Source organism: Syntrophales bacterium, assembly GCA_035363115.1.
GTDB lineage: Bacteria > Desulfobacterota > Syntrophia > Syntrophales > PHBD01 > PHBD01.
This window is the reverse complement of record DAOSEM010000007.1, coordinates 62745-74893: the sequence shown is the minus strand read 5'-3', so window position 1 is coordinate 74893 and position 12149 is coordinate 62745. Positions and strand designations below refer to the sequence as shown.

11 protein-coding genes and 1 tRNA gene are annotated in these 12149 nt (G+C 62.0%); all 12 read right to left on the bottom strand.

The window, feature by feature from the left end:
- Positions 1–5 precede the first annotated feature (5 nt).
- The 12 genes from nusA to selA all read right to left on the bottom strand — a co-directional run bounded on the left by nusA (position 6) and on the right by selA (position 12070).
- Positions 6–1268 carry a transcription termination factor NusA gene (gene nusA, locus PLO63_13295; GenBank protein HOI75113.1) on the bottom strand — a complete coding sequence of 421 codons (1263 nt, stop codon included), beginning with the start codon at positions 1266–1268 and terminating at the stop codon, positions 6–8.
- Positions 1269–1421: 153 nt separating this feature from the next.
- Positions 1422–1913 carry a ribosome maturation factor RimP gene (gene rimP / locus PLO63_13290; GenBank protein HOI75112.1) on the bottom strand — a complete coding sequence of 164 codons (492 nt, stop codon included), beginning with the start codon at positions 1911–1913 and terminating at the stop codon, positions 1422–1424.
- 214 nt (positions 1914–2127) lie between these two features.
- A tRNA-Gly gene (locus tag PLO63_13285) sits at positions 2128–2202 on the bottom strand.
- 58 nt (positions 2203–2260) lie between these two features.
- Entirely contained in the window at positions 2261–3616 is a 1356-nt protein-coding gene (gene hisD / locus PLO63_13280) for a histidinol dehydrogenase (protein ID HOI75111.1), read from the bottom strand.
- 1 nt (position 3617) lies between these two features.
- Positions 3618–4868, bottom strand: coding sequence for a UDP-N-acetylglucosamine 1-carboxyvinyltransferase (gene murA / locus PLO63_13275; protein HOI75110.1), 1251 nt, complete (start codon positions 4866–4868; stop codon positions 3618–3620).
- A complete protein-coding gene (gene prmC / locus PLO63_13270) occupies positions 4861–5718 on the bottom strand; it encodes a peptide chain release factor N(5)-glutamine methyltransferase (GenBank protein HOI75109.1) in 858 nt (285 codons plus the stop codon). The genes murA and prmC overlap by 8 nt, the downstream gene beginning before the upstream one ends.
- 40 nt (positions 5719–5758) lie before the next feature.
- A complete protein-coding gene (gene prfA / locus PLO63_13265; protein HOI75108.1) occupies positions 5759–6832 on the bottom strand; it encodes a peptide chain release factor 1 in 1074 nt (357 codons plus the stop codon).
- Between the two features lie 228 nt (positions 6833–7060).
- Entirely contained in the window at positions 7061–7279 is a 219-nt protein-coding gene (gene rpmE, locus PLO63_13260) for a 50S ribosomal protein L31 (protein ID HOI75107.1), read from the bottom strand.
- Positions 7280–7370: 91 nt separating this feature from the next.
- Positions 7371–8618 (bottom strand): transcription termination factor Rho, encoded by a 1248-nt coding sequence (rho, locus tag PLO63_13255; GenBank protein ID HOI75106.1) that lies wholly within the window; start codon positions 8616–8618, stop codon positions 7371–7373.
- Between the two features lie 257 nt (positions 8619–8875).
- A complete protein-coding gene (pgeF, locus tag PLO63_13250) occupies positions 8876–9694 on the bottom strand; it encodes a peptidoglycan editing factor PgeF (protein HOI75105.1) in 819 nt (272 codons plus the stop codon).
- The gene (locus tag PLO63_13245; GenBank protein ID HOI75104.1) at positions 9687–10661 is read right to left on the bottom strand and encodes an RluA family pseudouridine synthase; all 975 of its coding nucleotides are present in this window, start codon (positions 10659–10661) and stop codon (positions 9687–9689) included. Before PLO63_13245 ends, pgeF begins: the two co-directional genes overlap by 8 nt.
- Positions 10658–12070 carry an L-seryl-tRNA(Sec) selenium transferase gene (gene selA, locus PLO63_13240; protein HOI75103.1) on the bottom strand — a complete coding sequence of 471 codons (1413 nt, stop codon included), beginning with the start codon at positions 12068–12070 and terminating at the stop codon, positions 10658–10660. The genes PLO63_13245 and selA overlap by 4 nt, the downstream gene beginning before the upstream one ends.
- Between the last annotated feature and the right edge of the window lie 79 nt (positions 12071–12149).

The following is a 12149-nucleotide window of genomic DNA, read 5'->3' as shown; positions in this document are numbered from 1 at the left end:
TTTGATCACTCGCTTTTTCCGGCGACAGTACTCTGCGTGATCATCCTTCCCGCTTCTTCAATCCATTGGGCCGCCACTTGAATGTCCATACCGGGCAGCGCGGAGATCGCCTCCGGATCCGCGGCAGCCAGGGCCGCCACGGTCTTGAAACCGTTCTCATAAAGCTGTTCCGCCTGCTCTTCGCTCATCCCGGGGATCCCCATTAACTCCTTGTGTCCCGGATCCTCCTGGGAAGAAATAAGTGCTTCCGTCTTCACATCGATTTTCCAGCCTGTCAGCTTAACGGCCAGCCGAACATTCTGCCCGTTCTTGCCGATGGCCAGGGAAAGCTGATCATCGGGAACGATGATCTCCATGGCACGGTTTTCCTCGTCCATGAGCACTTTTTCCACCTTGGCCGGGGACAGGGCGCTGCAGACGAACTTGACCGGATCGTCGGAATACGGAACGATGTCGATCTTCTCGCCCCGCAGTTCCTGAACCACGCTCTGCACGCGGGATCCCCTCATGCCGACGCAGGCGCCCACCGGATCGATATCCTTGTCCTTGGTGCGCACGGCGATTTTCGCCCGTTTCCCGGGTTCTCTCGCCACATTGACCAGTTCAATGAGTCCCTCGGAGATTTCCGGAACCTCGACCTCGAACAGTGCCCGCAGGAACCCAGGATGGGTCCTCGAGAGAATGATCTGCGGCCCTTTTGTAATTCGCTTCACTTCCAGGATATAGGCACGAATCCGCTCCCCCCGCTTGTACACTTCCTTGAAGATCTGTTCGGATACGGGAATCACACCCTCCGCCCGACCAAGGTTTACAATGATGGATCCTCCCTCGAATCGCTGGACAAATCCGTTGATCAATTCCCCTTTCCGGTCCTTGTATTCGTCATAGATGTTATCCCGTTCCGCGTCCTTGACCCGCTGGATGATGATCTGCTTGGCCGTCTGAACGGCGATTCTTCCGAAGGTGCTCGTATCGATCTTGATTCCCAGGCTGTCCCCGGGCTCCGCCTCCTCGTCGAGCGTCTGTCGCGCTTCGTCCAGCAGGATATGAAGATCCGGATCGAGAATCTTGTCCACCACCATCTTGAACTGGAAAACCTCCACCTCGCCGGCTTCATCGTTATAGTGAGCCTCGATCTCCACGTGGGGACCCAGCTTCTTGCGCGCTGCCGTCAGCATCGCCGCCTCCAGGGCCTCGATGATGATCTGCTTGTCGATTCCCCGGTCTTTCCCCATCTGTTCGATCAGTCGTTTCAACTCCGGCAACATGAACGTTCCTCCGCTTACAAAATATGGCTCGTCACCAGGCACGCGATCAGGACGGATGGCAGGCCATTCGTCTGCCCCGGGCGCCTGCCGGCGGCTGCCGTTTCCAAGTCTGTGCGCCGATCCGGAGACGATGTGTGCCACCCCGGCTGCGACTCAGTGACGGGTTTTCCTCTTTCCCTTTCGGGGGACCTCCGTACGACGGGTCTCTCCCTCAACATCAATCAGGTTTGCCTTCACAACGGCTTTTCTCGGAATGCGCCGGACCTCACGGTCAACCTCCACCAGGAGCATCCTCTCCGCCTCTCCGGCATCGTACTCCAGGAGGGTTCCGCGGACATTCCTCAGCCCGTCCAGCGAACCGTCCAGCCTCAGCATCACCGGGCTTCCACAAAAGCGGGAAAAGTCACGGTCCCGGGACAGAGGCCGGTTCGGCCCGGGCGAGGAGACCTCCAGTGTGTAAGGCCCCGGCGGCAGATCATGGACCTCCAGGAGATCCCCCAGAACGTGGCTGACCCGCGAGCAGTCATCCAGGGTGACGCCCCCTGTCTTATCCAGGAAAATCCGCACGATCCAGCGGGTCTTCATACGGATGCACTCCACGTGGATCAATTCCACGCCCTCTGCATCCGCAGTGGGTTCCGCCAAATTCCAGATCGCTTCCTCGATGGACCTTCCGGTCGGGCCGTTTTCCATTGCTTTGAAAAAAAAAGTGGGCTCAGGCCCACTCATCAGAAATCCACGATGATCTGGCGGGGCGGTAACATATCCAAACCGCAATATCAAGTGTTTTTTTCCGCAGGAAGCCCGGATTTGCCCCGAAAACAGGGGCTGGAGATACCCCATGAAGGAAGGAAATCAATGGAGCGGGCGATGGGAATCGAACCCACGACGTTCAGCTTGGGAAGCTGACATTCTACCTCTGAATTACGCCCGCCCTCGATGATTCCTGATGTTGAATGGGAGCGCCATCCTAATGGAGACCGATATTTTTATCAAGGGTTTTTTCCCGTCGTATCCTCTTCAAGAGCCGATTGTCGGGAGCCCGGATCGCCGGACGAAGTCCCATCCATCCGGACGGATGCGGCCAACCCGTGTCCCGTCAGCCCCTCCATCGCCGCAAAAGCCGCAACCGAAGCCCCGTAGCGACCGTAGGCCTCCGGCGAAAACTGGATGATGCTTGTCCGCTTGAGGAAATCGTACACACCCAGCGGAGACGAGAAGCGGGCGGTTCCACCGGTAGGCAGGATGTGGTTCGGACCGGCGAGATAATCCCCGATCGCCTCGGGTGCATGCGCCCCCAGGAAGATGGAGCCGGCATGCCGGAACCCGGACAGGATACTCCGGGGATTCTCCACCATCAGTTCCAGGTGCTCCGGCGCGAACCGGTTGGCGACGTCCGCCGCCTGCTCCAGGTCCTTCACCAGGAAGATCGCACCGTACCGATCCAGGGACCGTGTCAGGATCTCTCTCCTGGACAGGCCGCTCACCAGCCGATCCACCTCTGCCGACACGCGGGAGGCATACTCCGAATCGGGCGTAACCAGGACCGCGCTGGCCGATTCATCATGTTCCGCCTGGGCGATGAGGTCCGCGGCGGCGAATGCTGCGGGAGCGCTGCCGTCGGCAACGATCAGAACCTCACTGGGTCCGGCGATCATGTCGATGGAGACCTCCCCGAAGACGATCCGCTTGGCGGCGGCCACATATGCATTGCCGGGCCCTACGATCTTGTCGACCCTCGGCACCGACGCGGTCCCGTGCGCCAGAGCCGCAATGGCCTGCGCTCCCCCGATCTTGAGGATGCGCGTGACCCCGCAAAGCTTCGCCGCTGCGGCGATCAGGGGATGAAGACGCCCGTCCCGTACCGGAGAGGCGAGCAGGATCTCCTTCACCCCGGCGATCCGGGCAGGGATCGCGGCCATCAACACCGTCGACGGATAGGCCGCGAGTCCTCCGGGGGCATAGATGCCCACCCGGTCCAGCGGAAGAACCCGCTGTTCCAGGAGCACGCCCTCCTCATCGTCGATCCGCCAGTCCGGGAGAACCTGTCTCCGGTGATATCGCTCGATCCGCCCGGCGCTCAGGCGAAGGATCTCCCATTCCTGCCGGGAAACGGCCGACAGCGCGGTTTCAATCTCCGCCGACGACGCCTCAACCGCACCATAAGAAAGAAGGCAGCCGTCGAATTGCTTCGTATAGGCGAAAAGGGCTTCGTCGCCCCGGTCGGCCACATCCCGAACGATGCGGAACGTCGTGTTCCAGAGATCCTCGTCGAAGACCCGACCCCGTCCCGCGATCTGCCGGAACACTTCTTCAAACCGGGAATCGCCTGTGCGGATGATCCTCATCTCATGCCTTCTCCCTTTTCACATCGGCCCCGAGAGCGGAAAACTTCTTCTCCATGGACTCATACCCGCGATCCAGGTGGTAGACGCGGGCGACATCCGTCCGTCCCTCCGCGGCCAGCCCTGCCAGGACCAGGGACGCCGATGCCCGGAGGTCGGTGGCCATCACCGGTGCTCCGAGAAGCCGCGGGACCCCTCTCACGAAGGCGCTGCTTCCCTGGATATCAATGTCCGCACCCATCCGCAGCAGTTCGCTCACGTGCATGAAGCGGTTTTCGAAGACTGTCTCGGTCACGACGCTGAAACCCTGCCCGAGGGCCATCATCGCCATGATCTGCGCCTGGAGGTCCGTCGGAAAGCCAGGATAGGGAAGGGTCTTCACATCGACGCTCGCGATCCGCCGGGTCCCGACGGCCCGGATTCCACCCGGCTCCGTCTCGATGGTCATGCCCGATTCCTGGAGCTTCACAGTCAGCGCCTCGATATGGCCAGGATCGCATCCCGTCAGGCGGATGTCCCCGCCCGTCATGCCGGCGGCGATGAGGAACGTACCCGCCTCGATCCGGTCGGGGATGACGGAGGCCTCCACGGGGTGAAGGCGCGGGACCCCTTCAATCGTGATCACGTCCGTTCCCGCTCCATGGATGCGTGCGCCCATCCCGACCAGAACATCGGCCAGGTTGACCACTTCGGGCTCTTTCGCGGCATTCTGCAGGATGGTCGTCCCCTCGGCGAGGGTCGCGGCCATCATAATGTTCTCCGTTCCCGTTACGGTGGAGAGATCGAAGTAAATCCGCGCCCCTTTGAGCCTCCGCGCCCTTGCATCAATGTACCCCTCCTCCAGGCGGATCTCCGCTCCCATCTCTTCCAGCGCCTTGATGTGCAGGTTGACGGGTCTCGCCCCGATGGCGCACCCGCCGGGCAGGGAGACCCGTGCCTGGCCCATCCTGGCCACCAGCGGTCCCAGTACCAGGATGGAGGCCCGCATCGTCTTCACCAGGTCATACGGAGCCTCGCAACTGGTAATCGTGGTGGCATCCACCTGGATGGTTCCGTTTCCCTCCGTTCGCACGCCGAGATTGTGCAGCAGCCTGCGGGCCGTCTTGATGTCTACCAGGTTCGGGATATTGCCGAACCGGTTCGTCCCCTCCGTCAGGAGCGCCGAAAACAGGATGGGCAGCGCTGCGTTCTTGGCGCCGCTGACGGGAACGTCCCCCTTCAGTTTCCTGCCCCCCTGGATGACGATTTTATCCATGCTCGATCTCCATTTTCCTGGCTTTCACGACGCGGTCCCGGCCCCCGTAGTCCTGCCGTATGCCGATGCGGTCATAACGGCCGTCATCCTTCAACGCTTCCGCGATTTCTCCCGCCTGCCGATCGCCCGTCTCCAACAGGAGCCAGCCTCCATCCTTCAGGACGGATGGGGCACCCGCAATCAGCCGGCGGTGTACCGCCGTTCCGTCACCGGGAGCCCACAGGGCTTCTTTCGGTTCATATTCCCTTACCCCGGGAGGCAGTTCCCTGAATTCATCCTCCGGAATGTAAGGGGGGTTCGAGACGATCACATCAAAAGGTCCACATAGCGGCTCCAGGAGGTCCGCCACCACGATGGACACCCGATCCGCCACGCCCGCCCGCTCCGCGTTTCCCGCCGCCGCCGTCGCGGCTTCGGGAGAGCAATCCGTCGCCACAATCCATGCCCGGGGCAGCTCCCGGCACAGCGCCACGGCCACGGCACCGCTTCCCGTTCCGACATCCAGGATGCGATCACGGGCCTGTGCCACCCGGAGGGCCTCTTCGACAAGAATTTCCGTGTCCGCCCGGGGAATCAGAACCCGCGGGTCAACGGCGAAGGGGATCGACCAGAACTCCTTTTCTCCGACGATGTATGCGACTGGTTCCTGTCGCCGTCGTCTCTCCACCCATTCGCGAAACCTGCCGAGGGTGTCCGGGCCGACGATTTCCTCCGGATGGGAATAAAGATGCGTGCGATCCGTCCCGAGTGACCGGCACAGCAGGACTTCGGCGTCCAGGCGCGGGGTGGGCAGACCATGACGGCGAAGGACGTCCGTCGCCTCGTGCAGGACGGAACGGATGGTTGCCATGAATCCCCCCGATGCACAACGGTCTCGGGACGAGCCGGCTTCAGGCGGGTGTCGCCGCCTTGAGGGCGTTTGCCTGGAAATGGGTCGTCAGGGTGTCAATGACCCCCTGGATCTCGCCGTCCAGGATGCTTTCCAGGTTATACAGGGTAAGCCCGATGCGATGATCCGTGACCCGGCCCTGGGGAAAGTTGTAGGTCCGGATGCGCTCGCTGCGGTCCCCGCTCCCCACCTGGCTTCGCCGGGCCTCCGTGATCTCGGCGTTCTGCTTCTGCACCATGATGTCCAGAAGCCTCGCCCGGAGCACCTTCATCGCCTTTGCCTTGTTCTTGAGCTGGGATTTTTCATCCTGACAGGTGACGATCAGGCCGGTAGGCAGGTGTGTGATCCGAACCGCGGAATCCGTTGTGTTGACGCTCTGCCCGCCATGGCCGCTGGAATGGTAGACGTCGATCCGCAGTTCGTTCGGGTCGATCTGAACGTCCACCTCCTCCGCCTCCGGAAGAATCGCCACCGTCACCGCCGAGGTGTGGATCCGGCCCTGTGATTCCGTAACCGGAACCCGCTGCACCCGGTGGACCCCGCTCTCGTACTTGAGGCGGCTGTAAGCCCCGCGGCCCTCGATCATGGCGATGATTTCCTTGAAACCGCCCACCCCTCCGGACGGGCTACCGCTGATCACCTCGACCTTCCAGCCGGACCGCTCGGCATAGCGGGCATACATGCGGAAGAGATCGGCCGCAAAGAGCCCCGCCTCGTCACCGCCCGTGCCCGCGCGGATTTCCAGAAGAACGTTTCTCTCGTCGTTCGGGTCTTTCGGAAGCAGGAGGATTTTCAGGCGCTCTTCCAGAAACGTCCTCTGTTCCTTGAGCCGGGGCAGCTCTTCCCGCACCAGTTCCTTCAGCTCCTCGTCGTCCTCCCGGAGGATCCGCTGGTCCTCCTCGATCTGTCCTCCCAGCTTTTCATATTCCCGCCAGGCCTCCACCAAGTCGTGCAGGTCGGAATGCTCCTTGGCATATTTCTGGTACAGGGAAGGCCTGGTGACTACATCGGAACTGCTCAGCAAACCCTCCAGTTCCTGAAATCGCTGATCGATGTCTTTCAGTCTCTTGAACATGGAGTTACCGAGAATCCGGGAGAAGGGGCGGGAATTCCGGGCATGCCGGCATGCCTGTCACGGCCATGCCTGCCTGGAAGACTTCGGGGGACTTTGCCCCGGGAATGCTGGAACGCCGGTGTGCGGATCGGGATGCAACGGAACCGGACCGTCTCTTCCTGTCGATCACTCCACAAAACCGGCCGCCTGACCGGTCTCATGAACACACCCGGCAAGGGGAGAATTCGCTTACTTTTCCTTCTTCTGCTCCAGGGCTGCATACTTTTTCTTGAATCGCTCGACCCTTCCGGCCGTATCGACGATTTTCTGCTTTCCCGTCATAAAGGGATGGCAGCTGGAGCAGATTTCGACCTTGATGTCCTGCCGGGTGGACTTCGTTTCAATGACATTTCCGCAGACGCAGGTGATGGTCGTATTCTTGTATTCCGGATGGATTCCCTCTTTCATGGGATTCTGTCTCCTTTTCCCTTATTTATCCGAACCGTTTCACGAAAGGGTGTGCATCTAATCAAATCGGCCGGAAAATTCAAGCGGTATTTTACTGGTTCATGGAATCCAGGAACAGCTGGTTCGTATCGGTCTTCCGGATCTTGTCGGTGATGAACTCGATGGCGTCCAGGGGATTCATCTCCTGGAGGAGCCGGCGCAGGATCCAGACCCGGTTCAGATAATTCTTCGCAATCAGGAGCTCTTCCTTGCGGGTTCCGGAGCGGATCAGGTCGAAGGCCGGGAAGATCCGGCGGTCGGCGATGCGGCGGTCCAGGTGCAGTTCCATGTTGCCGGTCCCCTTGAACTCCTCGAAGATGACCTCGTCCATCCGGCTTCCCGTGTCAATAAGGGCCGTGGAGATGATGGTCAGGCTTCCGCCGTTTTCAATGTTGCGAGCCGCTCCGAAGAAGCGCTTCGGCTTGTGGAGAGCGTTGGAATCGACGCCGCCGGAGAGGACCTTTCCGCTGGGCGGAACCACGGTGTTGTACGCCCGGGCCAGCCGGGTGATGCTGTCCAGCAGGATGACCACGTCGCGCTTGTGCTCCACGAGCCGTTTCGCCTTCTCGATAACCATCTCCGCCACCTGGACATGCCGGGTGGCCGGTTCGTCGAATGTGGAGGAGATGACCTCCCCCTGGACGCTCCGCTGCATGTCCGTGACCTCCTCCGGCCGCTCGTCGATGAGCAGGACCATGAGGATCACTTCCTTGTGGTTCTTGGCGATGCTGTGGGCGATATCCTGCAGGAGAACCGTTTTCCCCGCCCGGGGGGGAGACACGATCAAGCCCCGCTGCCCTTTCCCGATGGGCGTGAAGAGGTCCATGATCCGGGTCGAGAAGTTTTCCGAATCCGATTCAAGGGCCAGCTTCTCCTGGGGGTACAGCGGTGTCAGGTTGTCGAAGAGGATCTTGTCCCGGGCGGCTTCGGGATGCTCGTAATTAACCGAATCGACCTTCAGCAGGGCGAAGTATTTCTCGCCCTCCTTGGGGGGCCGGACCTCTCCGGAAATCGTGTCGCCGGTCCGCAGGCTGAAGCGCCGGATCTGGGAAGGGGATACATAGATGTCGTCGGGGCTGGGAAGATAGTTGTAGTCCACGGCACGGAGAAATCCGAACCCGTCCGGAAGGATCTCCAGAACACCGGTCCCGGAGATGACGCCGTTCTTGTCCGACTGTGCCTGCAGGATGGAAAAGATAAGGTCCTGCCGCCGCATGCCCCCGGCCCCCGGCACGTTGAGATCCTTTGCCAGGCCAGCCAATTCGCTGATAGGGAGTCTCTTGATTTCCTCGATGTTCATGTCGATTTCCTTTCCGTGTCGCTGCACGGATTCAGCCGGAACGCCGCCATGCGCCGACACGCGTGACTGTTCCCGGCATCACGATTCCCACTGTCTTCAAGTGGAATTGGCCATGAGTCAGAAATACGAATCTGGATTAGAACTGGTTTGCCAATTGGAACGCTGGAAACACTTGAAAAGGGAGGCTTAGACGTTACCTTTCAAAATTCCCGACTCCCTCTACCCGATGCCCTATAATGTGTCAAGGGATTTTTACCTTACAGGATATCCGGCTTTTGGTCCATCAAAATGAAATTCAGGTGCCTCCCCGAGCGCCCCGCGTCCCGGCGATGGGAAAACCAGCGTTCTTTCCCGCAGGAAGTGCACGTACCAGACAGGTGGACATTCTCCGGAGAAAAACCGCGTTCCAGCAACTGGGAGCGATTCGCCGCCGCCAGGTCGAGCCTCCACTTCCCCGGCCCCGCTGGGGTCAGAAACGATGTCTGGCCGGGTCCCAGGTTCTCCATGGCCTGTTGAACGGGCGCATCCACCTCGTAGCAGCATGGCCCAATGGCAGGCCCGACCGCTGCCAGGAGGTCCCGTGGATCGGACGAAAAGCGGTCCCGAAAGCAGTCGGCCACCCGCCCTGCGACGCCCAGGGAGGTCCCCCGCCAGCCTGCGTGGACCGCCGCGACAACCCCCTTCCGGGGGTCCGCCATCAGGATGGGAACGCAGTCCGCCGTCCGGATGCAGAGGGCCAGGCCCGGCCGGGTCGTGACAATGGCATCGCAGCGAAGGGGCTGGCAGGTGAAGGTCATGAACGCGGGATCATCGATGACCAGGACGTCGTTCCCGTGCACCTGGTGAACGTTGAAAAACTGTCGACGGGTCAGGCCGAAGGCCTCCGCCGCACGGTCCCAGTTCGCCCGGACGCATTCCTCCGGGTCCCCCTCGGAAGAACTGAAGTTGAGGCTCTCGAAAGGTCCGGAGCTGGCTCCCTCCCGGCGCGTGCAGAAGGCATGGGTCACGAAACCCAGTTCCCTCAGGGGCACGCATTGAAGAAACGATACGGATCCTCTCTGTACGAGCTCAAACATGCGTCCGCCTCCCCCGGAGGGCTTCGCACAATCCCGCCATGTCCGCAGGCAGGGGAGACTCGAATGACAGAGGAACTCCCTGAAGGGGATGCCGGAAGGCAATCCGGGCCGCGTGCAGGGCCTGGCGCTTCATTCCACGGAGAATTGACCGGGTTTCCATGTCCGCAACCGACTTCAGCAGGCCGGACCGTCCATAAACGGAGTCTCCCACGACGGGATACCCCTGGGAAGCGAGGTGTACCCTGATCTGGTGGGTCCTGCCCGTCAGGAGGCCGACTTCAAGCAGCGTCGCGGCGCCGAAGCGCTCCCGCACGCGCCAGCGGGTGACGGCATCGCGGCCCCGGGAACTCCGGGTGGACATCTTCTTCCGGTCCGACGGATGCCGCCCCACGGGCAGGAGTACCTCCCCGGCATCCGTCGGGGGCACTCCCAGAACCACGGCCAGATAGGTCTTGTCGATGAGGCGCTCCCGGAACTGCGTGGTAAGCCCCCGATGGGCCCCGTCCGTCTTGGCGACCAGGAGCAGCCCGGACGTGTCGCGGTCCAGGCGGTGGACGATTCCGGGTCGGAGCACCCCGCCGATCCCGGATAGATCCCGGCAGTGATGAAGAAGGGCATGCACAAGGGTGCCGCTGGAATGGCCCGCCGCGGGGTGGACCACCATTCCCGCAGGCTTGTCCACCACCAGCAGGTGCTCGTCCTCAAAAACGACGGACAGGGGAATCGCTTCCGGCTGGACATCCATCGGAGCCGGCTCGGGAATTACCAGGTCCACCGTCTCTCCCTCGCGCAGCCGGTGGCCCGCCTTGACCCGCCGGCCGTTGACGAGGACCCGGCCCTCCTCCACGGCTTTCCGGATCTGGGATCTTGAAAGGCCCGCATCCCGGCCGGCCAGGTACACATCCAGACGAACGCCCTCTTCATCGCCCGTTACCGTATACCGCCCTGTCCTCGGGTCCGTCGTCACGACGCCGACACCGCCCGCAGGGCATCCCGGACGGCGTGGAGGTCTCCCTCATCCAGGGTGCGGGCATCCAGGAGGACCTCCTCATCGGCGATCCGGACGACCACCGGCAGCGGAAGCCGGCGGAGCCGGTCTCCGAGGGAAGCCGACGACAGGCCTGCCATCCGGACGCCGATCAGCCATGTGGGGATGTCCCGGGCGGGAAGAGAGCCTCCTCCGGCCATGGCGGTTCCGGGTTTCAGGGACAAGGCGATCCCCTCGATCCCCGACCGCTTGAGGAGGGTCATGAGCCGGCGGGCGCGTCTCCGAACAGTCTCCGGGGGCTCCGAGAGGGCCTTCAGGACCCGGATTTCCTCCAATGCTCGATCGGGTTTCAGATAAGCAGCCAGGGTCGCCTCGAGGGCTGCCAGGGTCAGCTTGTCGATCCGCAGGGCCCGATTCAGGGGATTCCGGCGGATTCTCTCCACGCTCTCCCTCCGGCCGAGGATGATCCCCGCCTGCGGCCCGCCGAGAAGCTTGTCTCCGCTGAATGTCACCACGTCCGCCCCGGAGGCGACGGCCTCCCGGACAGTAGGCTCGCGCTCCAGCCCGAAGGGCTCCAGGTCGATCAGGCATCCGCTTCCCAGGTCATGCATGACCGGGATTCCGACCCTGCGCCCCAGCGTAACGAGATCGGAAACATCCACTTCCTCGGTAAACCCGACCACCCGGAAATTGCTCGTGTGCACTTTCAGGATCAGGCCCGTCTGCTCCGTAACGGCCCGTTCGTAGTCTCCCAGGCGGGTCCGGTTGGTCGTGCCGACCTCCCGGAGACGGACGCCGCTCTTCTCCATGACTTCCGGAATCCGAAACTCGCCGCCGATCTCGACCAGCTCCCCCCGGGAGACAACGGCCTCCCTCCCCTCCGCCAGGGTGTTCAGAACCAGGAGGACCGCGGCGGCATTGTTGTTCACCACGAGGGCCTCCTCCGCCCCCGTCAGGAGGAGCAGCAGATCCCGGACGTGGTCGTAGCGGAGTCCTCGCTCACCCTTGTCCAGGTCAAATTCCAGGTTCGAGTATCCTCCGGCAACCTCCGCCACATGGAGAACCGCCTCCCGGCTCAGGGGGGCCCGCCCCAGGTTCGTGTGAAGAATCACGCCGGTGGCATTGATAACCCGCTTGAGCCGGGGGGATTCCAGGTCGGCCATCCTCTTTTCAATGCCCTCGGCCACCATCTGCCGGTCCGGAACGGGAAATTCCTCTCCTGTACCCGCAGCCAGGATCCGGCGCCGCAGGTCGTCCACGGCGGTACGGCATGCCTCCCGGACGAATTCCCGGGGAATCTGCCGGAGAAGACCCCGCTTTTCCAGGGAAAGCATCAACTCGTCGATCTTCGGCAGCTTCCGCAGCCGGGATTTTGTCCCTTCCTCCATGTTGATTTCCCTCCCTCACGGAATCCGGTGTTTCCAATCACGTCCCGCTTGCCTGCACGACGGGAATATGAATCCGCGA